Source organism: Enterococcus sp. ARL09-542 (genome assembly GCF_005234805.1).
Lineage (GTDB): Bacteria > Bacillota > Bacilli > Lactobacillales > Enterococcaceae > Enterococcus_D > Enterococcus_D gallinarum.
Map to the genome: position 1 here is coordinate 1 of NZ_QPQX01000053.1, position 1046 is coordinate 1046.

Consider the following 1046-nt stretch of genomic DNA (forward strand, 5'->3'; position numbering starts at 1 on the left):
GCAAAGTTTTCTGCAATTGTTGCTGAAATATCGGCATAATGGCCTTGGGGTAGTTGGCCTTGTCCTTTAAATTGTTTGCTGTAAACCAATAATGGTACATATTCTCTTGTATGATCAGTCCCAGTAAAGGTTGGATCATTTCCGTGATCGGCTGTGATCATTAATAAATCATCGTCAGCCATGGCATCCAGAATCTCTGGGATTCTTAAATCGAAATCTTCAATGGCATGAGCATAACCGACAACATCCCGGCGATGGCCGTAAAGCGCATCGAAATCAACTAAATTAGTAAAACTTAGGCCGGTAAAGTCTTGCTTCATCACATTCAATAGCTGATCCACACCATCCATATTGCTCTTTGTTCTTACTGAATCAGTGATTCCTTGACCATTGAAGATGTCATTGATCTTTCCGACAGCGATGACGTCTTTGCCAGCATCTTTCAACGAATCCAACACTGTGTGTCCAAAAGGATCCAGTGCATAGTCATGCCGGTTGCTTGTCCGGGTGAAGTTTCCTGGTTCACCAACATAAGGGCGAGCAATGATGCGGCCGATCATATATGGTTCATCTTTGGTAATATCACGCACATATTGGCAAATGCGGTACAATTCTTCCAACGGAATGATTTCTTCATGAGCTGCAATTTGCAAGACTGGATCGGCAGACGTATAAACGATCAAATCGCCTGTTTTCATTTGGTGTTCACCGTAATCATCAATGACTGCTGTACCGGAATAAGGTTTGTTGCAGACGATTTTACGTCCAGAAAATTCTTCGATTTGTTGCAGCAATTCTTGAGGAAATCCGTCAGGAAACACACGAAACGGTTTTTGAATATTCAAACCCATGATTTCCCAGTGTCCAGTCATGGTATCTTTTCCGACAGAGATTTCTTCTAGTTTCGTTGCATAGCCGTCATGGTCTGCTACATTTTTGACACCATCCAGCGGTCGGATCGTACCAAGACCTAACTGTTCCAAATGAGGAATCGTCAATCCAGCTTCTTTGGCGATATGTCCTAATGTATCAGAACCAACGTCACC

The 1046-nt window shown here is 42.8% G+C and carries 1 protein-coding gene; it reads right to left on the reverse strand.

Going from position 1 to position 1046, the window contains the following annotated elements:
• Positions 1-1046 (reverse strand): phosphopentomutase (gene deoB, locus DVW06_RS16815; protein WP_137264923.1); only part of this gene is annotated, 1046 nt, incomplete at both ends.